This is a genomic window from Flavobacterium sp. LPB0248 (assembly GCF_013388355.1).
Classification (GTDB): Bacteria; Bacteroidota; Bacteroidia; order Flavobacteriales; family Flavobacteriaceae; genus Flavobacterium.
Genome location: NZ_CP058246.1, coordinates 2,836,560 through 2,857,371 on the forward strand (window position 1 = coordinate 2,836,560; position 20,812 = coordinate 2,857,371).

The 20,812-nt window shown below is 33.2% G+C and carries 20 protein-coding genes; 1 reads left to right on the plus strand and 19 read right to left on the minus strand.

From position 1 onward, the window contains the following. Window positions 1-11: 11 nt before the first annotated feature. The 11 genes from LPB248_RS11825 to LPB248_RS11875 form a co-directional block, all read right to left on the minus strand. A complete protein-coding gene (locus LPB248_RS11825; RefSeq protein ID WP_177211621.1) occupies window positions 12-668 on the minus strand; it encodes a hypothetical protein in 657 nt (218 codons plus the stop codon). 217 nt (window positions 669-885) lie between these two features. Continuing rightward, window positions 886-2,325, minus strand: a complete 1,440-nt coding sequence (locus LPB248_RS11830; RefSeq protein ID WP_177211622.1) for a nucleoside recognition domain-containing protein — start codon at window positions 2,323-2,325, stop codon at window positions 886-888. A 273-nt stretch (window positions 2,326-2,598) separates the two neighbouring features. Continuing rightward, a complete protein-coding gene (locus LPB248_RS11835; protein WP_177211623.1) occupies window positions 2,599-3,672 on the minus strand; it encodes a winged helix DNA-binding domain-containing protein in 1,074 nt (357 codons plus the stop codon). A gap of 80 nt (window positions 3,673-3,752) precedes the next feature. Next, complete coding sequence (locus tag LPB248_RS11840) at window positions 3,753-4,466, minus strand: 3'-5' exonuclease (protein ID WP_177211624.1); 714 nt, start codon at window positions 4,464-4,466, stop codon at window positions 3,753-3,755. A gap of 124 nt (window positions 4,467-4,590) precedes the next feature. After that, window positions 4,591-5,067, minus strand: a complete 477-nt coding sequence (locus LPB248_RS11845) for a methylated-DNA--[protein]-cysteine S-methyltransferase (protein WP_177211625.1) — start codon at window positions 5,065-5,067, stop codon at window positions 4,591-4,593. Window positions 5,068-5,158: 91 nt separating this feature from the next. Continuing rightward, complete coding sequence (locus tag LPB248_RS11850; RefSeq protein WP_177211626.1) at window positions 5,159-7,024, minus strand: DUF2207 domain-containing protein; 1,866 nt, start codon at window positions 7,022-7,024, stop codon at window positions 5,159-5,161. Between the two features lie 65 nt (window positions 7,025-7,089). After that, window positions 7,090-7,905: an NAD(P)H-binding protein gene (locus LPB248_RS11855; protein ID WP_177211627.1), complete on the minus strand. Its 816-nt coding sequence runs from the start codon at window positions 7,903-7,905 to the stop codon at window positions 7,090-7,092. A gap of 83 nt (window positions 7,906-7,988) precedes the next feature. Continuing rightward, on the minus strand, window positions 7,989-8,408 hold the full coding sequence (locus LPB248_RS11860) for an SRPBCC family protein (RefSeq protein ID WP_177211628.1): 420 nt from the start codon (window positions 8,406-8,408) through the stop codon (window positions 7,989-7,991). A gap of 21 nt (window positions 8,409-8,429) precedes the next feature. Next, on the minus strand, window positions 8,430-10,820 hold the full coding sequence (locus tag LPB248_RS11865; RefSeq protein ID WP_177211629.1) for a M28 family peptidase: 2,391 nt from the start codon (window positions 10,818-10,820) through the stop codon (window positions 8,430-8,432). 15 nt (window positions 10,821-10,835) lie between these two features. After that, window positions 10,836-11,183, minus strand: a complete 348-nt coding sequence (locus LPB248_RS11870) for a hypothetical protein (protein WP_008465546.1) — start codon at window positions 11,181-11,183, stop codon at window positions 10,836-10,838. Beyond that, window positions 11,180-12,709: a bifunctional GNAT family N-acetyltransferase/carbon-nitrogen hydrolase family protein gene (locus tag LPB248_RS11875; RefSeq protein ID WP_177211630.1), complete on the minus strand. Its 1,530-nt coding sequence runs from the start codon at window positions 12,707-12,709 to the stop codon at window positions 11,180-11,182. The genes LPB248_RS11870 and LPB248_RS11875 overlap by 4 nt, the downstream gene beginning before the upstream one ends. Window positions 12,710-12,886: 177 nt before the next feature. Here LPB248_RS11875 and LPB248_RS11880 point away from each other — a divergent pair, with 177 nt between their 5' ends. Continuing rightward, window positions 12,887-13,219, plus strand: a complete 333-nt coding sequence (locus LPB248_RS11880; RefSeq protein WP_177211631.1) for a single-stranded DNA-binding protein — start codon at window positions 12,887-12,889, stop codon at window positions 13,217-13,219. Window positions 13,220-13,298: 79 nt separating this feature from the next. Here LPB248_RS11880 and LPB248_RS11885 read toward each other — a convergent pair whose 3' ends face one another. The 8 genes from LPB248_RS11885 to LPB248_RS11920 all read right to left on the minus strand — a co-directional run bounded on the left by LPB248_RS11885 (window position 13,299) and on the right by LPB248_RS11920 (window position 20,594). Further along, window positions 13,299-13,991 (minus strand): DUF2461 domain-containing protein, encoded by a 693-nt coding sequence (locus tag LPB248_RS11885; RefSeq protein WP_177211632.1) that lies wholly within the window; start codon window positions 13,989-13,991, stop codon window positions 13,299-13,301. A gap of 83 nt (window positions 13,992-14,074) precedes the next feature. Next, complete coding sequence (locus tag LPB248_RS11890; RefSeq protein WP_177211633.1) at window positions 14,075-14,260, minus strand: hypothetical protein; 186 nt, start codon at window positions 14,258-14,260, stop codon at window positions 14,075-14,077. Window positions 14,261-14,342: 82 nt separating this feature from the next. Further along, entirely contained in the window at window positions 14,343-14,861 is a 519-nt protein-coding gene (locus LPB248_RS11895; protein ID WP_095930276.1) for a ferritin, read from the minus strand. 79 nt (window positions 14,862-14,940) lie between these two features. Continuing rightward, window positions 14,941-16,398, minus strand: a complete 1,458-nt coding sequence (locus LPB248_RS11900; protein WP_177211634.1) for a hypothetical protein — start codon at window positions 16,396-16,398, stop codon at window positions 14,941-14,943. 136 nt (window positions 16,399-16,534) lie between these two features. After that, the gene (locus LPB248_RS11905) at window positions 16,535-17,665 is read right to left on the minus strand and encodes an OmpA family protein (RefSeq protein WP_177211635.1); all 1,131 of its coding nucleotides are present in this window, start codon (window positions 17,663-17,665) and stop codon (window positions 16,535-16,537) included. A 166-nt stretch (window positions 17,666-17,831) separates the two neighbouring features. Beyond that, window positions 17,832-19,226 (minus strand): hypothetical protein, encoded by a 1,395-nt coding sequence (locus LPB248_RS11910; RefSeq protein WP_177211636.1) that lies wholly within the window; start codon window positions 19,224-19,226, stop codon window positions 17,832-17,834. Window positions 19,227-19,257: 31 nt separating this feature from the next. Continuing rightward, window positions 19,258-19,887: a chloramphenicol acetyltransferase gene (locus tag LPB248_RS11915; RefSeq protein WP_177211637.1), complete on the minus strand. Its 630-nt coding sequence runs from the start codon at window positions 19,885-19,887 to the stop codon at window positions 19,258-19,260. Next, window positions 19,887-20,594 carry an HAD family hydrolase gene (locus tag LPB248_RS11920; RefSeq protein WP_177211638.1) on the minus strand — a complete coding sequence of 236 codons (708 nt, stop codon included), beginning with the start codon at window positions 20,592-20,594 and terminating at the stop codon, window positions 19,887-19,889. Before LPB248_RS11920 ends, LPB248_RS11915 begins: the two co-directional genes overlap by 1 nt. Window positions 20,595-20,812: the final 218 nt, after the last annotated feature.

A 20,812-nucleotide genomic window follows, 5' to 3' on the forward strand; every position in this document is an offset into this window, starting at 1 on the left:
CAAAAATGATTTTATTCAACTGATAGAACTAAAAGTTTCTTTTTTTGATAAAGTTCTGCTAATGAGATTTTTTCTCCGTTAAGATAAAAAAGCTGATCTTCATATTTTACTTCATATGGATCAATCAAAAAGCAATAATTATCGCGATCATTTAAAACGCTAAGATTGTCGTGACTCAATTCCACTATCTCAACATAATTTATTACATTAAGTTTGTAGGCTTCTTCTAAAGTGACAGGAGTGGTCTCATCATATCTGAAAAAGAATTTTTCGCCACCTCCAGGCATTCCAAACCACGGCATCGCTTTTCCTGAAACTAACGAAATATAATCTGGCACTTCATTAATAATAAATAATTTCTGTTCCATAGTTTCAAAAAACTCTGGAAGAGATTTGTTTTCAAAAGCTTCTTTTTCTCTCCAAAAGTATAATCCCTGATTTTGCCAAGAAGGATCCTGAGGGTCTTTTGTTGTAGTGGAATCAGAATAGTGCATAAACAATTCGCGCGGCATAAAGGCAAGAATCGAATCATTAATGAGCCAGTCTATTTTGTTGGTATCGAATTTATTTTGCGCGACAGGTATTTCTGTAGGTTTTGGCTCTTCGGCGTATTCGATTTTTTCGGGACTCTTAGGGTCCTTTTTTTTACTTAAAAACCATTTAAACATATTTGGGGGAATATTTAATTGTTTTATTTATGTTAGAAGGCTAAAGTATAAAATTATAAGAGGTTTTTTATAAAAAATGAAAAAATAATGTAGGATAATGCGCCTAATTCATAGAGGTAACTTATATAAAAACTTTAAAACAACAATCTTTATTTGTTGTTTTAAAGAGATTTACGAAAAATAAGAAGTAATTAATTTGATTGTTTTTTAGCTTCTTTTAGAAAAACCAAGTTGCCACAAAAATAGCTGTAATAACGCAGACCAAATCAACCAAAAGCATTGTGCCTAGCGCGTAACGAGTATTTTTAATGTTTACAGAACCAAAATAAACGGCAATAACATAAAATGTGCTTTCGGCACTGCATTGGAAAATACTGCTCAATCTAGCGGTTAGAGAATCGGCTCCAAATGTATTCATAGAATCAATTAAGAAGCCTCTAGAACCCGCAGAACTAAACGGACGCAGCATCGCAACAGGAAGTGCATTTGTAATTTCTTTGCTTACACCTAGATTTGAGAAAACAAATCCGATTGCATCACTGATGATTTCAAATAAACCACTGTTTCTAAATAATGAGATTGCCACTAGCATCCCTAAAACGTAAGGGAAAATAGTAACTCCTGTTTTCACTCCGTTATTGGCGCCTACGACAAAAGTGTCAAAAACTGTAGTGTCTGCTTCTCTGAATTTTTTCTCATGTCTGAAAGAAAAAATCAGCGTAAATACTATGATGGCAAGTAAAATTAATCCAGAAAGATTAGAGGTAAAATAGTTTTTTCCAATTAAATCTAAATGATTTACATACATCAGTAATCCAACAATTGCTGCAATTAATCCCATTAAACCAATTAAAAGAGAAGCGCTTTTGAAATTAATTTTCTGTTTGACTCCGACAATTAAAAAAGCGGCAATGGTTCCGATAAATGAAGTGATAATACAAGGCAGCATTACGTCGGCAGGATTACTTGCATTTGCAGCAGCGCGATACCCGATAATTGAAGTTGCAATTAAAGTTAATCCAGAAGCATGAAGACACATAAACATGATTTGTGCATCACTGGCTTTATCTTTTTCAGGGTTTATTTCTTGTAAACTTTCCATGGCTTTCAATCCGAATGGTGTTGCAGCAGAATCTAATCCCAAGAAATTGGCAGCGAAGTTTAAGGTCATGTACGATATCGAAGGATGGTTTTTAGGAATACTTGGAAATACCTTTACAAATACAGGACTTAAAGCTTTTGCCAGGTTTCCAGAAGCTCCAGAAACTATTAGAAGTTCCATTAATCCGCAGAAAAAAGCTAGATAGGCAATAAGTGGCAAAATTAAATCTACTAAAGTGCTTTTACAAGTTGGCAATAAACCATCAGATTTTTGAAGTCCGCTATAAATTTTTACGGTTTTGTTTTTGTAAACATAAGTCGTGTCGGCATTTAGCGTATCACGATTGATAATCATCGTCTGATCTGGCGCTTTTTTTATGCTGTCTTTTAAGAAAGCAGGAAGGTCTTCAATGTATTTTTCAGAAACTAAAACAGGATCGTCTTTTTTTCCATTTAAAACAGAATCAATGGTATAAGTATTGGCAGTAAATAAACTGACTACAATAAAAAGAATCGAAGAAATAAAAATAACTAACCAAAATCTGCTCAATACCATAATTACATTTTTTTGTAAATGTAATTATTTAGCAATAAAATGCATAAATATTTTGCTTAATGGGTTGGGAATTTGAGTTGATATGTCGCCCCGCTGGGGCTTTTTGAAATTGGGAAATTTCATTTGCTATAAATATTTCGCTCTTCCAGAGCTATTTCACATGATAAAAATTCAAAAAAGCTCTAGAAGAGCGAAATATTTATAGAAATCATCAAGGCTTTAATTCAAAAGCCCCATCGGGGCGAAATCTAATTTATTTATTTTTGAAATTGATTATTCAATCACAACTTTGGTTTCCAAATAAGTTTCAAAAGCTTTAATTCCTTCAAACAAAATCTCTTTTTTCGAACTTTCAGTTTCATTAAAGAATTCTGTTTCAATTTTGACGTGATCTTTTTTAATGGTTCGTTTCCAGATTCCAATTACTTTTCCATTTTCTAAAATGATGGGTTTAAAAATGCCATTATTGGTTAAAGTTTTAGATTGATGATCTCCAGTAAATGAAGCTTCGCGCGTTTTGTATGAAATTAAAATCTCATCAAATGCGGGCAAAAAATGTACGCTTTCGCGAAAGGTATTCTCCTTCTTGTCATTTTTTCCGAACCAATATGTTTGATTATCAATGGTAATAGAATTTAATTGCAACTCTATTGCGTTAATTGCATTTTTGCAAAAAGTCGGCGCGAAACCTGACCACCACGAAAAGTCGAGCAATGTTGCCGGACCATGACTTTCAAAATATCGAAGAGCGAGTTTGGCCAAACCTTCTTCTTTGCTCAATTTGGTTTTAGGCTTTTCTACACGCTCTTCAAGTAAAGCATACGTAATTTGTTTGCCTTTCATTCTTCCGTTGCATACCAAACCATCCAGTTCGGCATGCATCATAATGGCAGCGTTTAAAAAATCTTCTTTAGAAGTTCTTTTAATATCAAGTTCCAGCATGATTTCATCCCGAGTCAAATGATTATTTCCTGATAACAGTTTTTGAATTTTATTATTGATTTGATCTAATTTCTTCAAATCATAATCAAATTTTTTAGCGGCAGAAATAGTAAATCTTTGTACCTGTGGAGCAGAAAGATCAAGCATCCAATAGATATCATCAGCAGAAACAAAATGCCAAGTTGGACGCAGAATATGAGTTCTGATTATTTTTCCTGAATTAACGGCTTCTTCAATTTCCTTTTCTGAGGAATTGCAACGTGAACCAATTGCCCATTTTGCCATAGCATAATCCTGAGCCTGCATAGCACCAAAATGCTGCACAATTTCTTGAGGGGAACATTGATTTTCTTGATAAAGCTTCTGAGAAGCCATACGATGATGTGAAATTTCGGAATGAATCATTTTAAACTATATAAGTTATATAAGTTCATGCAAAAGGATCTTAGAATCTTAGTAAATCAGAATCTTAGCATCTAAAGAAGTTATACATGAATTATTTCGTCCTCAATTAGCAAATCTTCTCGACGCAAACGCAAGAAAATCTGAGCTACGGCAATGGTATCTTTTTCGCAATAGGTGATAATTCGGTCGATATCTTTTTCGACATAATAGACATGGGCAACCTGACTTCCGTCGATGTCTCCTTTAGGAGAAGGAACTCCTAAGATTTTAGTCAATAATTTTAAAGAAGTATAATGCTTATAATCGCCAAACTTCCATAATTCTAAAGTGTCTAAATGCGGAACTTCCCAAGGCTTTTTACCAAATAAATTCAGTTTATCTGGAATTGGCATTTGGTTGATAATCATTCTTCGGGCAATAAATGGAATATCAAATTCTTTCGAATTATGTCCGCACAGCAAATGCTGAGGCTGATTAAAATGATTGTTAATCAGATTCGAAAAGTCTTTTAGGATTTTCTTTTCTTCACCAAAAAACGAAGTCACTCTAAAATTGCGAACATCTCCTTTGATGGTAAAATACCCAACAGAAATACAGATTATCTTTCCGAATTCGGCCCAGATCCCAGCACGGTCGTAAAATTCTTCTGGAGAATACTCGTCTTTTCGCTGATATTGCGTTTTCAAATCCCAAAGTGACTGCATTTCCGCGTCAAGCGAATTGAAGTTTTCTTCTTCGGGAACGGTTTCTATATCGAGAAAGAGAATATTATTAAGGTTTATCTTTTCAATCATATTTTTTTGTCACGAATTCGGGAATTGAACTAATTTTTATTCTGTATAAATGTACACAAATTTAAATTTTTAATCTATCGTAAATTAAAAATGAATGAATTATCCTTCTTTTTGTACAGTAAAACTAAAATAAACTTTGTTGTGGAGATGGACTTTCATGTTCCAAAAGCCATTTTTTTCGTGATAACCCGCCAGCATAACCTGTTAAAGATCCATTTGTGCCAATTACACGATGGCAAGGAACGACAATCCAAAGCGGATTTTTACCATTTGCTGAAGCTACGGCACGAATTGCTTTTATATCTCCCAGCTTTTTGGTCTGATCCATGTAGCTTACCGTTTTTCCGTACGGAATTTCAAGAAGAGATTTCCAGACTTTCTGCTGAAATTCGGTTCCTTGCGGATTCAGTTTTAGGTCAAAATCGGTTCTTTTGCCTTCAAAATATTCATTTAACTGCAAAACGGCTTCTTGTAAAATTTCTGGAATTTCTTCAGAAACTTCATTGGTTCCAACATCAGAAACAGAAATTACGGCAATACCATTTTCGTCTCCAATGATTTTGGTGATTCCTAAAGGAGAGTTGATGAAAACTGTTTCCATAATTTTTAACCGCAAAGGCGCAATAGTTTATCGCGAAGTTCGCAAAGTTTTTTTAAATCAATAAATTATATAAGTTAAATCTTAGAGGATTTTACCAGCCACCGCCACCGCCGCCTCCGCCACCTCCACCAGAGCTTCCGCCACCAGAACTTCCGCTGCTGGAACTGCTAGAAAATGAATCGTAAGAAGAGCTAAAATGGGTAACTGATCTTAAAGTAAATTGTGAAGAGCTGCTGCCAGTTGTTTTGATCCAATTATTTTTATAATTCAGTTTTTCTAAAATAGTTGCGAATTTTGAATTCCAATCTTCTTCAATTCCCAAGGCAAATACATAAGGCAGGTTTTCTTCATAAACGCTTATTGCAGAGCTTTCTTCTGGTTTATAATCAAGCAGTTCTTTTTTCCATCTTTCGATTTCAAATTTGATCTCGGCGCCTAATTTAGTATACTTGCCGATTATGCTTAAATAAAAGCTAAATCCTGAAATTATTAAGAACAGTACAATCAAATTTAAGACGGAGTAGCTTTTGTCTAAGTTGACTGCAGCGAATAATCCATAGCAAAAACCACCCGTAAAAATGGAGAAAAAAATACAAAGCAAAGCCATTCCGAAATCTTTTGTGAAAGATTGAATGATTACTTTAAAAAGCAATGCTGTAATTATTAGAAGGATAAAACCAAAGATAGCAGCCCAAAATATAGTTCCTTTATCAATGTAACAATAGCTTAATAAAGCTGTTATTGTAATAATAAAACCTATAAGAATTTGTTTGGAGTTACTTAAAAAATAATCGGCTAAGTTATATTGCTTTTCTAATTTTTTTTCAAGCGCTTCTTTTGCTTTATCGAAAATCAAATACGTTTCTTTGTCAAGCTCAAATGAATCGTTTTCTCTAAATAAGGCTTCTAAAACTGCGGTTTCTTCCTGAGATAAACCAAACGTTTCTTTTCCTTTTTTAAGTGAATATTTAAAATCATCGGCCCAAACTTTTTTCCCATTGTCAAAAATTTCGAGAGCACCTTTTATAGAAAGATTGATTATTGTGATTAGTAGCGTTTTCGAATCAACGCCTTTGTCTTTTATGTATTGCAGAGCTGTTGCAGAATAAAGGCTTTTTAAATCTATTTTCTTGGTTTTATCTAATAAAGGATCTTCTCCATGACTTTTCCAAGAAAAATAGTAAAAAGCAAAACAAAAAGCGACGAAAGCTAGAGCAAGTAATACTTTGTTTGGAGATAAAAATTCATCCATTTTATAATGCGGACGAAAAAAAGGCTGATGAACAAATCCTTTAGGAAAACCAGCAGCGACGGTAAAACCTTCTCCTTTTTTTAGATTTTTAGAAGTAAAATAAATCGAATTGTCTATAACTTTTGAATTGCAATCGTGTGCTTTTGAACCTAAAAGACCTGTGTAGCAAGCGGTCTGAAATGCTTTTGCAGATTTCGGTAAAGTTATTTTTGCAGTGACATTTTCAATATCAAACTCCCAATAATTTCCTGTAATATTCCAGTAAACTTCATCAAAATCGCTATAAGAATGTATTTGTGCTTCAATTTCATACGTCAATTTATAAGTATAAGTCCCTTCTGGCAGATATATTTCTTCATCCCCAATGTAGATTCCAAATTTTTCGGAGTCTATATTTAAGTGATATGGTTCTTTCGAATTACCTCTGTATACGCTTAGAACTTTATAGAAATTGGTTTTAGAAACTTTCGGTGAATTGCTTTCCATCGGAAGCTCTCTATAAATTCCGTGATTTATGAATAGTTCAGCAGCATAAACAGTAATGTTTTCTGTAACGATAAGGTTCCCATTTTCCTTAACAACGATATCAGCGTGAAATTGTTTTATTTTTTCTGATTTCTCGGGAATAGAATCGTTTTGGGAGTAACTTTGGAAAAAAGCAAACAGTAAAATACTGATTGAAAATAGAAACCTGAATTTTTTCATCTGGAAAAACACTTATTTTTTATGAAGGAAAAATAGTGTTTTTATTTAATCTTTATTTGAAAGTTTTAATATTCTTCTAAGATAAATTTATACTGTAATGTGCGTTCTATCTTTTCACTCGAAATAACTTTTTTAATATCAGAATGTTGAGAACTGAATTTAGGTAAAGCCAAATCCATTTCAATAGCTTTTGAAGTGTAATATTCTGCTCTTGTTGGATGAAAAGGAGCAACGGCATTAAAAACTTCATTCCATTTAGATTGGTTTATGATTTCTTCAATAATACCAATACAATCAATTTGATGAATTAGATTAACGGGAGCATCTGGATTTTCAATGTTTTCTTTTCCAGCTAAAAACTTAATAGGATGACGATCTTCGCTAATTAATCCGCCAAAACGTAAAATTGTGGTTTCGAAGTTTTGATTTTCAAGAAGGAGGTTTTCTGCTAAAAGCAATTGTTTACCGCTTTCTGTCTCCGGATTGGGATTGTTTTCTTCGGTTAGAAGACCATTATCATCACCATAAACAGAAGTTGAACTCACAAAAAGCACCTTCTTAACCGTTGATTTTTCTATAAAAGGAATTAAATTCTTGATTTTTTCGACAAAAGCTTTCTTCTCAGAACCTGGATCGACAGCTCTTAGTTTTGGCGGAATGTCTATGATTAAGATTTCGCTTTTTGCTAAGAAAGTATCGATGTTTTCGGAAATCCCTTCACTTTCAACACTCACTAAAAACGGATTTATTCCTGCGTCTTTTAAAATTGAAAGTTTGTTTTCTGAAGTTGTTGATCCATTTATTGAAATTCCTTTTTTAAGTAATGTTTTTGCTAAAGGAAATCCCAGCCAGCCGCAGCCAAGTATGCTTATTTTTGTCATTTTTTGAGATTCAAAGGAACAAAGTTAAAGAGTAAGAAAGGTTTTTTGACTATGAATCAAATAAAAAGAGCAGATTAACAAATTTAAGATTCTATTACGACTTTTAATGCCTGTAGAATTGGATTTTCTTCTCCTTGCGGTTTCTCCTGAACTGCACCTGGACGATTATCTTCCTGAATTATTTCGAGTTTTGTTTTCTGATTTTCTTCAGATAAAACATAACTCATTATGAAATAATTCTCGGGTTTATCTTCTAATCCAGGTCTCGGAAAAAACAAAGAATATCTTATTTTTTGATTTGGAACAATTTCTAAAACAGTTCCCCATTGCTCAAAAACTTGGCCTTCCCATTCATTTCTAAAGCGTATTTCATTGCCGATTTTCCAATCTGTAATTAAATCACTTCCATACTGCCATTGCTTGACTAATTCAGGCTGTGTTAGTGCGTTCCATACTTTTTCAACTGGAGCATTCAAAACGATTGTAGAAACATTTGTTGCCATAGTATTGTTTTTTACTGTTCATTAAGGTTGTACAACCGGTTTGATGCTGTCTTTTGCAACAGTTAAACTGTCTGTTGGCACCACAACAGGTTCAAGTGGTTTTACTGGCGGTGTATATCTTTTGATTTTCTGCTGAATCAATACGGCATCATTCAATACAAATGGTGTTGGCATCATCCAATTATCTCTTGGTTTAACCTTTAATAACGGATTGGTCATCAAATCGAATGAACTTTCAATTAAATCCATATCAAAAACAGAAGATTTGTTAATGTAGAAATCCATTTCCAGCGGTTCGTTGCCTACTACATAATAGCACAAAATTTTACTGTCTTCTCTTTCCAAACGATTTCCTTTTTCGCCAGAAGTTGACACTCCATTTGCTTTAAAGTTATAAAATGTCATTTTTGGATTTGCATAAATATCGTAACGATTTACTTTTCTATTTGGAGTAATTCTGATTTTCAAATATCTATTATTTCCAATAACGCTATCTCTTAAAAATTGAATTGTAGGTTTCGGAACATCGACAACTGGTGCGATAGCGCTGTAAGTAAAAGTAGTATTGTATTTGCTTGAAAGAGGCAAGGTATTTAAACCAACAGCTTTTTGATTTTTCTCGCCTAAATACGATTTAGTCCATTCGTCTAAATTTGTGTCATAAGTGGTCCAGACAGCAGAATTAGTATCAGCATTATAAACATACAATAAACTGTTTGATTTGGCTTTGCCATATTCGTAACCTGAATGATATCCTGCGTAAACGAAAAATGAAATAGAAGCAATAAAGAAAACCACGATCCAAGCACCTTTTTTGGCAAATGCACCGAAAATTGGAAGTAATAATCCGAATAATAAAACGGTTAGAATGGCGCTTCCGTATAAGATTTTAAGGCCGAGACCAATTGGAAACATTATGATAAAAGGCGCAACAATTGCCAAGGCAGGAATAGAGAATATTAGATTCATTCCTAAACTGTAATGCTGTGTAAACACAAATATTCCGAATAATAATATTCCGAAATAAACAGGAATTATTAAGAAACCAGCTCCCGTTAGGCTATTGGCTAAAAATGCATTAATGATAATCCAAACCAATAAAGGAGCCACAAAATGGTTCATGGTAGTTTTGGCCTCAGAGAAATGATGATAGAAAGCAAAACAAATTGCGATGCTCAACGTAACAAAAGCGCCAATATAAGCATGTCCATTATAAGTAAATCCGTTTAGAAGATCAGAATATTGCGGATAAATTTCGAGAATAAGTTTCCAACCTAAAAAGGTTACTAATCCTGAAATAATAAGAGAGCCTAAAAGCGGAACAAAACCTTTGAAAATTTCTGTGAAAGTGATGATTCTTTTTACTCTTCCGACAAAAATCAACAAAAACAATAATCCGAAAGCAATTATAGTCATTGGCATTACCCAAGAAAACGGATAGCTAATAAATGAAAATGGAGCGCTGAAATAAACATTGTCTTCGGTAGACTCTGTTTGATTCAAATCGATGTTTGTAAAATATTTTAGCAAAGGCATAATATAGGTGCCTTGATGCGTTAAGGTAGTTTTGTTTAAATGCTGAATATCATCCTGCTGCGTGTGATAGTTGAAATGACCATCGATAAATGCAAAATTAAATCCTTGAATATTTCCTTGTTCTCTAAAAACAGTCAAATCGGTATCATTAGGAAGCATTTTGTAAATGCTGTACATCAAAGAATTAGAAACAGGATGAGAAGGTTTTGCCTTAGAAAATTCTTCAACCAATGCCTGATTTCCTTTGTTGGTTTCCATTAACATATAGCTTGGACCAGAAGTTCCTCTTGCTTCAAAGTTTAAAACCAAACCAACATCTTTTGCCCAAGGATGCTGGTTTACGAATAAAGCAGCTCCGTTTAATCCTAATTCTTCGGCATCAGAGAATAATATAATTATATCGTTTTTTTGAGGATGTTTGGAGTATAAAAAGGCACGTACACCTTCTAAAATTGTTGCAACTCCAGAAGCATCATCGCTTGCTCCTTTTGAGAAAGAATGCGGTGCACTATCATAATGAGAAAGAAGTAAAAGTGCTTTTGTATTGTTTGTTCCTTTAATGCGAGCCAAAATATTTTTTGACTTTACTAAAAGACCTTTATCATTTAGAGTAAAACCTTCCTGAACACTCGTTTCTAACCCGATTCTGTTTAATTCTAGTTTAAGATAATTAGCAACCAGTTCGTGATTGGTCGATCCGACATAGTGCGGTTTTTGTGAAATAATCTCAACCTGGTTAAAAGCTCTTTCGGTCGAAAACTCAGCAAGCGCTTCATCGTCCTTAGAGATTCCTTGTGGCATCATCGTGGCATATATAATGCCAAGTAACGCTAAAATGCAGACTATGGCTAGAATTGAGGTTTGGTTTTTTCTCATGGTAAATAATACTAACTATATTTCTTTTTTAACAAGCATAAAATAATCATTGTCCAAGGAACGGTATCCTTGATCATACAAGAAATAATATGTGTTTCCTGTTTTGGTTTGTAAAATGTTTGTAAAGAACTCAAAATCAAAGCCTTTTGTGAGTAATTTGTCTCTAGAAGCTTTGGATTTTCCGTCTACATTTAACTCTGCCAAAATACGGTAATTTTTGCGTAACTTGTTGTTTATATTTCGCATGAAATTCGTGCTATCTTTATTTATTTTGTTATTGTAGGCATTTCGACAGCTGTCTGAGCAGAATTTCTTGTCTTCTCGACCAAAAATTTTAGCAGAACATTCGAGGCATGTTTTCATGAATTCAATTTTTTAATTTCGTAAAGATCTGTTCTTCGGTCTTTTAATGTTTTAACGCTTCCGTGTTCGTGAAGCTCTTTCAATAAATTTAAATCAACATCGACAATAAGTGTCATTTCTGTGTTTGGAGTAGCTTCAGCTTTGATTCCGTTGCTTGGAAAAGCAAAATCGGATGGTGTAAATACAGAAGACTGCGCATATTGGATATCCATATTGTTCACTTTCGGAAGATTTCCAACGCAACCTGCTATGGCTACATAACACTCATTTTCGATAGCACGTGCTTGTGAACAATGTTTTACGCGAGTATATCCGTTTTGTGTATCGGTTAAAAATGGTACAAACAAAATGTTCATTCCTTCATCTGCCAGAAGTCTGGAAATTTCTGGGAATTCGACATCGTAGCAAATTAAAATTCCAATTTTACCGCAATCGGTATCAAAGGTTTTAAATTCCGATCCGCCTTTCATTCCCCAATGTATAACTTCGTTTGGCGTGATATGAATTTTGGTATACATTTCTGAAGTTCCGTCTCTTTTGCATAAGAAACCAACATTGTAAAGATTTCCGCCTTCTAAATAAGGCATGCTTCCGGTAATGATGTTGATATTGTATGAAATGGCAAATTCCTGAAATTTCTTTCTAATAGGATCAGAGTGGCGGGCAAGCTCACGAATAGCTTCTGCTTCAGACAGATGATTATAATCGGCCATTAATGGCGCAATAAACAATTCTGGAAACAAAGCAAAATCAGAACCATAACCCGAAACGGCATCAATAAAAAATTCAGCTTGCTCAAAAAGTGCTTCAACATTATTGAGCGGACGCATCTGCCACTGAATTAATCCTAAACGAATAATGTTTTTCTTTAAATTAATCAGTTTCGGACTATCATCATAATAAATATTATTCCATTCGAGTAAAACCGCAAATTCTTTCGATTCTTCGTCGCCTTCCAGATAATTTTTGATGATTCTCAAAACGTGAAAATCGTTGCTTAATTGAAAAGAAAGAACTGGATCGTATAATTCTTTTGTACGGACTTTTTCGATATACGTTTTTGGAGACATCTTTTTGGCATGTTCTCTATAGTTCGGAATTCTTCCTGCAAAGACAATCGCCTTAAGGTTTAATTGTTCGCAAAGTTCCTTTCTTGCATCATACAAACGGCGCCCTAAACGCAAGCCTCTATAATTGGGGTGAATAAAAACATCTATGCCGTATAAAATTTCAGCATTTGGATTGTGGGTCGAAAAGGTATAATCGCCACTAATTTGCTGATAATTATGTCTTTTTTCTACTAATTTTTCGTCAACAATAAGAGATAGGGCAGAGCCAACAACTTTTCCGTCAACCAAAATCACCAGCTGTCCTTCTGGAAAAATTGAAAGAAGTCTTTCTATATCCTCAGATCTCCAATAAGAATCTGCCATTTCTGGATACGATTCAATCATTGATTTCTTTAATTGTTTATAGTCTTCTATTTCAAGATTTCTTAACTCTACTTTTTTAATTTTTGCTTGCATATCGTAAGATTTATCTCAAATATACAAAAAACAAATTCCATTTACAAACGCTTACAAATAGTTACAGTCGATAGTAAATAGTTAACAACCGACTGTTAATGTTGAGGTTTGGCATCTTTGCAGTGTTGAATTCGATAAACGATTCAATTTAATAATAACATTAAAACAGTATACGCCATGAGTGCAATTAGAAACAAAGTACAATTAATCGGGAATGTTGGTAATGATCCAGAAATTAAAACATTAGAAAGCGGTAGAAAACTTGCTCATCTTACAATCGCAACAAATGAGATTTATAGAAATGATAAAGGCGAAAAAGTAGAGCAAACCGAATGGCATCGCATAACTGCTTGGGGGAAAACAGCGGAAATTATCGAAAAGTATGTTGTAAAAGGGAAAGAAATCGCTGTTGAAGGAAAATTAACGCACAGAAGCTACGATGACAAAAACGGCGAAAAGCGTTATATAACTGAAGTTGTAGTAAATGAAATTTTACTGCTGAGTAAATAATAATTTTAAAGAATATCGTTAGTTAAACCCGACAGGTTTTTAAAACCTGTCGGGTTTTATACTTTACGGAAAATTGTTTTTATAAAATTGAAACGCCATTAGCATCGGTTGTAAGGACTTCGCTCATGTAGTCAAAAAAAGGTTTCATGTTTTTGAAAGCGTCAAGAGCCAGTTCTAAAAATTGCGGACTTAATACTTCTTCATCAGTAAAACGTTTTATAACCAAAAATTGTTTAAAACGAAGCAAATCAATAGCTGGATGATCAACATCAAAACCTTTTGGCTTTGTTTTGAGCTGTTCTCCTTGCAAAGTGCCAAAATTACTTTTGAAAGAATTTGAGTTTAATATTTCTTGAAAAGTTTCTGGATCGTGTGCAAATTCAGTTCTTATTCGTTTTAAATCTGCGGCATTTGGCCCCCAGAAACCGCCTGCAAAAAAGCTATTTCCTTTTTCCAGATGGAAGTAATAACCACCGCGTCTTGCTGCGGTTGCTCGAGTATAACTTCCGCCCCAATAATGTTTAAAAGGCGTTTTATCTTTAGAAAAACGAATGTCGCGATAGATTCTATACACACTTTTTTTACCCGAAGTATTTTCTAGAACATCGGTTTTAGAAAGTTCCTTAAGCAGTGCGCCTGCAAAATTTTCAATGTGATTAAGTTCTATTAAATATTGCGGTTTATGTTCTTCAAACCACGGTTTATTGTTGTTCTTTTTCAGTTCGACTAAAAAGTCGAGACTAGATTTGGGAATTGTAATAGCGTTTTCCATAATAGAATTTAAAAGTCGAAAGTGACTGCAATTTAAAACTAAAAAACCCACCAGAGAAATCTGATGGGTTTTTCTATATTGTATTAAGCAGTTTTTTTGAATAAATCAAACATAGGACAGCGTGAGCAGCGTTTCTTTTCGCTCTTTTTATATTTCTCACAGCAAGAAGATTTACAGTTTTCAATCTTCTTAATTTTATCAAGGATAGCAGCGTTTTTCTTTTTCTTTTTATCCTTTTTTTTGTCCTTGTCTTTTTCTTTCTTGCTCACTTTTTCCTCTGAATTTTAAAAACAGAGACAAATATAAACCAAAAAAGGTATTTTTAAATATTCTAAATAAACTTTAACTTTTTTATTTAGGATTGATAGCGATTGAACTCGTAACTGTTAATTGCTGAATATCACGATCAAACAAATAAAGTCCGCCTTTATCATCACCAATTAAGTTGATTTTATCTAAGATAGACTTAGCAGTAGCTTCTTCTTCAATTTGTTCAGAAACGTACCATTGCAAGAAATTGTGTGTCGCGTAATCTCTTTCTTCAAAAGTAATATGTACCAATTCGTTGATAGATTGCGAAACAAAAAGTTCGTGATTGTAAAGCTCTTCAAACATCTCTTTGAAAGTAGTATAAGTTGTTTTTGGTGCTTTAAGATCTGTTACTTGAGCGTGTCCTCCGCGTTCGTTTACATACTTAACTAGTTTAAGCATATGTGCGCGCTCTTCATCTGACTGTGTGTACATAAATTGAGCGATTCCCTCTAATCCTTGTACTTCAGCCCAACAAGCCATAGAAAGATAAGTTTGCGAAGATTCTGCTTCTATGCGGATTTGCTTGTTTAAAGCCGATTCAATATTTTTTGCTAACATAATAAGTGTCTTTTTGGTAAAATTAAGAAAAATTATCCATTACACTTTTGAGAAACCTTGAAAACATTAGACTTTAAGATTAATTCTTCTTAAAGTTAATTTTCTCAAACGCAGCAGGATTTGAAAATATAGATTTGTTTATGATTGGGTTTCTATTTTCTTGCATCATGAAACCATCAGTAAATTTTCGCATGATAAATTGTTGAGAAGCTTTGTCGTAATAGCTTAAGATGTAATAATTCTTTAATCTTAGCGTATCGTACAATTGGATGCCTTTGTTGTTGTTTAAAAAGTAAAATAAGTTTTCAATTGCTAATGGTTCTGAATGTTTGTTGCTTATGAAATCTAAATTTTCATTTAAGGTAGCATCAAAATAGACTATTTTGCTTAATGAATAATATTCACGCACTCCAAAAGTATCAGGAGAATCAGATTTAAAATAATAATCTATAGATTCTCCAAAACCACTAAAGGTGACAAAACTGTTTTTTTGATTTTTAACTACAGAAATACCAGCAGTAAGTCCATCTAAATCTTTAAGGAATTTTGCAGTAGTTTTTAATTGCTGAGGTTTCTTGTTGTTAATTTGAACAAAGAAAGGTGAGTTTTTAAATGGAATGCTATCATTTTTTGAAAAAGAGAATTTTTTAATGGTATTTTTAGAATCAAAATCTTTTATTTGAAACAGTAATTCCTCTTTATTGGCCACGACTTGAAATAGTTTTCCACCATTGTAAAATGAATTTGATGTTCGCAATGGATTTTCGGAAACAGGCTGATTAAAAGTTCTTTCTTTCATAGCACCAGTATTTAAATTAACCTCAAAAACCTGTGTTCGTTCTAAACGATTATCGAATGTCAAAACAAGGTAATCATTGACCACATACATTTTACTTATTTGTGATGTAAAATCAATAGGATTAAGAATATCCAATTCCATCTTTTTAATCGGAAAGTGTTTGATGAGCGCATTGAAAGAAATGTTCACTTTCTCTTTATTTTTGAAAGTAAAACTAGAAAAATCAAGCATTTTAATTTCACACTTTCGATTTTCAAATCTATAAAGAAGAAGATGCTCAAAATCTATCTCTTTAGCAAGAATATAAAAGGCATTATTATCTTGAAACGAATTTATTATATATTCATGATTTCGTGGAAAATCAAAATTTAGAGATTCTGATGTTTTGCGGTCAAGATTGTAAGTGGTAATTAAAATGTTTTTATTGTTTCCTGAAATCCAGTACAAGGTTGGCTTTTGGTCTGTACTAATAGTGCCTCCCATAAGATTTCGATTTACTTCTTTTTTAATTAAATCTGTAAACTGACTCGTTAGAAATAAAGATTGATTGTATTTTAAAATATTTACGCTTTGTTTGTCCCAGGCAATGGCATAAATGTCTTTGTTTTTCTTGTCTTCAATATTTAAAATCTGAGTTTTTGATAAGAAGTTTAGATTGAGCGGTAAAGAATTTAATACTGTTTGACTAAACAAAACTGTTTTAGAAAACAAAAGAAAAAGAAGTAGTTGTTTTTTCATAAATGCGCTTCTTAAATATATTCAGTAGAAATTTGTTCAAATTTTATGCCGTATTTACATCATTTTAATTTTGTGAAAAATAAAAAAGCCCTTAAGAAAAAATCTTAAGGACTTTTAATCAAGTATTAAAAAGAAATTATTTTACAATAAATGTAACTCTTCTAGCTAATCTTCTAGCTTCCTCAGAGTCTTTTTGAATTGAAGTATCAGCACCATTTGCAACAACATTTAAACGAGAAGAAGCAATTCCAGCTTTTTCGAAAATTGTTTTTACGTTTGTTGCTCTAGTATTAGATAGTTTGTCGTTGTACTCAGCTTTTCCAACTTGATCGGCATAACCTATAAGGTCAAGAGTAGCAGAAGGATTTTGTCTTAAGTAATTTAAAACAATATCAATTGCAGCTGTTGAGTTCTCAATTGGAGTAGTTTTATTAAAATCGAAATAAACACTGAAATACTTGTCATTAATCATTTTTCTGATCAATTCATTATCATTTGGTTGTGGCGCGCTTACTTGTTTTTCAATAACCACTTCTTTTTGTGCAGGTCTATTTTTGATTTGTGATTCAAGATCTGCTACTTTGCTTTCTAAAGCAGAAAGATCACTATCTTCATTAGAAATTACTGTCCAGTCTGCATGTTTTGTGTTTTTACCTAAGTAAACGTTTAAACCAACAGTTCCGTTAAAGATCAATCCAGAAAAACCTCTGTTGTTTGGAACGTATGCTCCATCAAAAGTATGATCTTGAGATGCGTTTAGAATAGTTGAGAAATCACCAGTTAATGCGATTCTGTTTGATAATCTTATTTGTCCAGTTACACCAGCAATAAAATTACCCATTTCGTCTGTCCCTTTGAAGTTATCACTTCTTAATTGAGCATAGCCAAAACCAGCATGTCCTAATAAACCAAAAGTATTAGTCCAAGTTTCAAAATTCATGATACGTCCTAAATTGGCAACAGCTTGTAAATCTACTCTGTAGTATTTTGAGTCAAAATCAATAGAGCTTCCTTTTGCTGTAAAACTGTTGTATCCAAAATCTGCTTTCAAACCAAATTTGTTGTTAAACATATAACGAACTCCTAAATCTCCAGTCCATGGACTTACAGTATTTGTAGAATATCCATCGTTAAATGGTCGTTGTGGTTTGTTAAAACCAGCGCCTAAATCTATAGACCATTTATTGTAAGCATTATTGCTTTCTGTTTGTGCATTTACTCCAGTTAACGCTAGGGCGAATGCAAGAGTCATTACAATTTTTTTCATTATTTTTTAATTTTTAAATTTTTGCCCAAATCAACAATAAATTGTAGGTAAAAACTTTCTTTAAAAGCCAAAAAAGTATTAAAATAAGACTATTAAGTAAAAATTAAAGAATAAGGAATGCCTCGCAGATGCGGAATTCTATATAAGTTGTTGATAACGAATTTGTTTAATTAAAGCCGTCGGTAAATTTGCGCAAAACAATTTGTTTCGCAACAACATCGTAGTAACTTAAAATGGTGTAGTTATTTAGTTTGAGAGTACTAAAAAGTGCCGCTTCTTTATGGGAATCTAAAAAATAATAGACTTGGTCGGCAGCAAAAGGTTCGTGTGTTTCTTTGGTTAGCTCCAATTTTTTTGTCCAAATGCATTCGAAAAAAGCAGAATAATTGGTCTCAACATTATAAAGACCATTTGATGGAAAATCTCCAAAAGGATCATTAAAATTAAAACCGTTCACTGAAAACGACTTTAAATCGCTTCCCGATCCTCCTAAAGTGATAAAGAGATTTTTTTGGTTTTTATAAACCGAAATTCCAGCATCAAGAGAAGATAATACTTTTAAGAACTTAGCGGTATTCTTTAATTGTTTGGGTGCTCGATCTTCAATTTGCATCAATAACGGTGAATTGCTAAAACGAATAGTATCTTGTTTTGAGACTGTAAATGATTTTATAGATTGGCCAGATTCATAATCTTTTATATCAAACAAAAGTTCGTCAGCATTAGCATTGATTTGGTATAATTTGTTTTCGTGGTAAAAAGAGTTTGACGTTTTTGGATTTTTCGCTCCAACTGGTTTCACAAATATTTTCTCTTTTATTTCCTGATTGTCTAAATTGATATCAAACAATTGTGTCTTTCTGAAACTTTGGTCCAAAGTTAGAATCAAACGGTTTGGAAGTGTGTAAAGTTTACTTTTCGCGCTAACTTTATACAAGGGATTATACTCGCCTGCATCCATCTTCTCAATCGGATTTTCGTTTAAAATCTGATTGAATGTTTTAGGTTGTGTTTTTCGATCTATGAATTTGAAAGAACTGAAATCGAGAAATCTTTCCTCTGCCATTCCGTTTTTAAAAACAAAAGCAGTCAATGCCTGTTTTGTTTTGCTTTGTAACAATAAATAGAAATTGTTGTCTTTTTGATAATTGGCTAAAATGTAGTTGTCTTCAAGCGGAATTTGAAATTTCAATGCTCTCAAGGTTTTGTTTTCCAGATAATATTTAATCAAAATGATTGATTTTTCTTCTTGAGAAAACCAATACAAAGTCGGATTTCCATCTTCGCTGAAACTATACCCCATCAAAGATCTGTTTTCGGTGTATTGGCGAGAAGTGACAAATTTATCTCTTAAGAATAAAGCGCTATTGTATTTTAATATCGAAAGACTGTCTGCGCTTGCGGCGAAAGTAAATACGTCATGAGTAACAGTATTTTCTCCCGTCATGATTTGGGACTGTCCTAATTTGTTTTTTAAATCTATGGAATAAGAAGTCAGCACTGTCTGACTTAGCATAACAGTACTGGAAATTAAAAACAGAAAAAGGAAAAATCGTTTCATATGTTTCTAGGCGCAAAAATCATTCCGATTATTATTGATTCATTAGCTCTTGAAAAAGATCTACAAATTGACCAACGTGTATTCCGTCCATTAAACCGTGATGCACATAAACAGCCATCGACATGGTTCTTTTTCCAGTTTCGGAAACCATCATTTTGCCAAACGAAATTTTCGGACAGCTGTCAGGATATGTAAAACTGCGTGCATGGGTTATCGAACTAAAATTCAACCACGGAATTGCCGAAAAATGAATCAGGTTATCATCATCAAAAGATCTTGTGAAAAGTCCGGTTGTATTTTGAATACGTTCGATTTCGGTTAAGGCAATTTGTTCAAATGTTTTAAAATCAGGATGATATTCTATTAAAGAAAATCCAAAAGTACCATCTTCACGACCAATAGTTGCCGATACATCAATCTGATCGTTAATGTATATTTTGTCTTCTGAAATTCGGTATTTAAAATTTTCAATGGTGTTTACTGCAGCCAAAGTTTTATGCAAATAGAAAATGAAGAAAGAAGCATTGATGCTTTTTGCAGTTTGATACGCTTTTTTGCAGTCAATTTCTACAGTGACGCCAAAAAAAGGTTCTTCCATTTGTTTGAAATGGGCAAAATGCTCTTTTCTATTCCAATTTTCTAGATCTAAAAGTGTTTTCATTATAATAAATTCGGAACCACTTCTGCAATAGTTTCAAATGAACTAAAGTGTTCGTGTTCTATGGTATGATTAATTTTTTCGTGTTCCCAAGTAGTGTGAAACGGAATATGAACGGCATAACCGCCAATTCCTAAAACAGGCAGAACATCTGATTTCAATGAATTTCCGATCATCAAAAATTCGTGCGGCTCAATATCTAAACGGCCCAAAAGTTTTTGGTAATCAATTTCTTGTTTGTCTGACATTACTTCGATATGGTGAAAATAATGCCCCAAACCAGAACGGTGTAATTTGCTGTGCTGGTCTTTTAAATCGCCTTTTGTGGCAACAACCAATTTGTATTTGCCTTTTAAGGCTTGAAGTGTTTCTTCAATTCCGTCCAGCAATTCGATTGGTTTTTCGAGTAATTCTTTTCCATATTGAATGATTTTTTCAATGACTTCAATCGGAATGGTATTGTTGGAAATATTCATTGCTGCTTCGATCATTGAAAGGATATATCCTTTGATTCCGTAACCGTACAACGGCAGATTGGCAATTTCTATTTTGAATAATTCCTGTGAAATGCCTTGATGCGAAAGGTAATCTTCCATCAAAGCGCAAAATTTATGTTCGGTTTCCTCGAAATAAGGTTCGTTTACAAACAAAGTATCATCGGCATCAAATGCGATTACTTTTAAGTTTGGTATTTTAGTTTTATGTAACATAGTGTTTTTGTTTCAAGTGTTTTTTGTTTCAGGTTTCAGGTTTATTTTTAGCCACGACTCGAGCGGTAGCGAACAGACGAAGCAATTCACGAATTAAACTAATTTTTTTGCCACAGATTATTAAGATTAAAATGATTTTAAAATCTGCTTAAATCTGTTGAATCTGCGTGAAAAAATTTTTCAAAAACCAATCTGCCAAATCTGCGTGAGAACTTTTT

Excerpts from the sequence above, each read along its gene's own strand:
- LPB248_RS11825 (WP_177211621.1), bottom strand. The coding sequence starts at position 668 with ATGTTTAAATGGTTTTTAAGTAAAAAAAAGGACCCTAAGAGTCCCGAA.
- LPB248_RS11830 (WP_177211622.1), bottom strand. The coding sequence starts at position 2,325 with ATGGTATTGAGCAGATTTTGGTTAGTTATTTTTATTTCTTCGATTCTT.
- LPB248_RS11835 (WP_177211623.1), bottom strand. The coding sequence starts at position 3,672 with ATGATTCATTCCGAAATTTCACATCATCGTATGGCTTCTCAGAAGCTT.
- LPB248_RS11840 (WP_177211624.1), bottom strand. The coding sequence starts at position 4,466 with ATGATTGAAAAGATAAACCTTAATAATATTCTCTTTCTCGATATAGAA.
- LPB248_RS11845 (WP_177211625.1), bottom strand. The coding sequence starts at position 5,067 with ATGGAAACAGTTTTCATCAACTCTCCTTTAGGAATCACCAAAATCATT.
- LPB248_RS11850 (WP_177211626.1), bottom strand. The coding sequence starts at position 7,024 with ATGAAAAAATTCAGGTTTCTATTTTCAATCAGTATTTTACTGTTTGCT.
- LPB248_RS11855 (WP_177211627.1), bottom strand. The coding sequence starts at position 7,905 with ATGACAAAAATAAGCATACTTGGCTGCGGCTGGCTGGGATTTCCTTTA.
- LPB248_RS11860 (WP_177211628.1), bottom strand. The coding sequence starts at position 8,408 with ATGGCAACAAATGTTTCTACAATCGTTTTGAATGCTCCAGTTGAAAAA.
- LPB248_RS11865 (WP_177211629.1), bottom strand. The coding sequence starts at position 10,820 with ATGAGAAAAAACCAAACCTCAATTCTAGCCATAGTCTGCATTTTAGCG.
- LPB248_RS11870 (WP_008465546.1), bottom strand. The coding sequence starts at position 11,183 with ATGAAAACATGCCTCGAATGTTCTGCTAAAATTTTTGGTCGAGAAGAC.
- LPB248_RS11875 (WP_177211630.1), bottom strand. The coding sequence starts at position 12,709 with ATGCAAGCAAAAATTAAAAAAGTAGAGTTAAGAAATCTTGAAATAGAA.
- LPB248_RS11880 (WP_177211631.1), top strand. The coding sequence starts at position 12,887 with ATGAGTGCAATTAGAAACAAAGTACAATTAATCGGGAATGTTGGTAAT.
- LPB248_RS11885 (WP_177211632.1), bottom strand. The coding sequence starts at position 13,991 with ATGGAAAACGCTATTACAATTCCCAAATCTAGTCTCGACTTTTTAGTC.
- LPB248_RS11895 (WP_095930276.1), bottom strand. The coding sequence starts at position 14,861 with ATGTTAGCAAAAAATATTGAATCGGCTTTAAACAAGCAAATCCGCATA.
- LPB248_RS11900 (WP_177211634.1), bottom strand. The coding sequence starts at position 16,398 with ATGAAAAAACAACTACTTCTTTTTCTTTTGTTTTCTAAAACAGTTTTG.
- LPB248_RS11905 (WP_177211635.1), bottom strand. The coding sequence starts at position 17,665 with ATGAAAAAAATTGTAATGACTCTTGCATTCGCCCTAGCGTTAACTGGA.
- LPB248_RS11910 (WP_177211636.1), bottom strand. The coding sequence starts at position 19,226 with ATGAAACGATTTTTCCTTTTTCTGTTTTTAATTTCCAGTACTGTTATG.
- LPB248_RS11915 (WP_177211637.1), bottom strand. The coding sequence starts at position 19,887 with ATGAAAACACTTTTAGATCTAGAAAATTGGAATAGAAAAGAGCATTTT.
- LPB248_RS11920 (WP_177211638.1), bottom strand. The coding sequence starts at position 20,594 with ATGTTACATAAAACTAAAATACCAAACTTAAAAGTAATCGCATTTGAT.